The organism is Haemophilus sp. oral taxon 851 str. F0397 (genome assembly GCF_000242295.1).
Lineage (GTDB): Bacteria > Pseudomonadota > Gammaproteobacteria > Enterobacterales > Pasteurellaceae > Haemophilus.
The window spans coordinates 1-629 of sequence record NZ_JH591074.1 but is presented as its reverse complement, the minus strand read 5'-3'; the positions used below and the strand labels follow the sequence as shown (position 1 = coordinate 629).

At 43.1% G+C, this 629-nt stretch carries 1 pseudogene; it reads right to left on the bottom strand.

The annotated features are described in order from the left end of the window. Positions 1–629: pseudogene (locus tag HMPREF9096_RS09300) on the bottom strand (hypothetical protein); the annotation flags it as partial.

The window sequence follows — 629 nt, the reverse complement described above, 5'->3', positions numbered from 1 at the left end:
TTCAACTGAGCCACATTTACAGCGTCAGTATCTGCCACACCTGTTTTCACACCACCAACAATATTGTTACCCATGTTAATGGTTGCGCCACTTCCTACGGTAAATTTGCCATTTGGATTTACCACAAACTCATTTGAGGTTACTTTGTTGAACGTAACATCGTTATCCGTTGCAAAGGTAAAGTTTGCACCATCACGTTTCACGCGTAAGTTTTTACCCGCTTTCAGGGTTAACTTATCGCCCGCACCCATGGCTTGGCCATCAGCGTCATCTGCGTCATTAGTTTTCGCATTATCTGCAATCTCACCACCGTTGTTATCGGCTTTAGCAAACCATTTCGCTTTATTGATTGCATTAGCCACATTGTTTACTGTAGCGACCTTATTCTCATCGTTAGGTTTTGCTTGAACTTGACCTTTTTTCTTCGCGTTATCACCTGTTGTTGTAGTGACCTCTTCAATCGCACCTGTCACTGCATGCAATGTGCCACCCGCTTTACTTATGGTGGTGTCATCAACATTGACATCAAGTTTGTAGTCTTTTGCACCTGCAGCGTTTGTACCAGTGCTATCGATAGTGATAGGGCTGTTATCATTTAATTTAGATACACTTGCTTGCGTGTTGGTGTC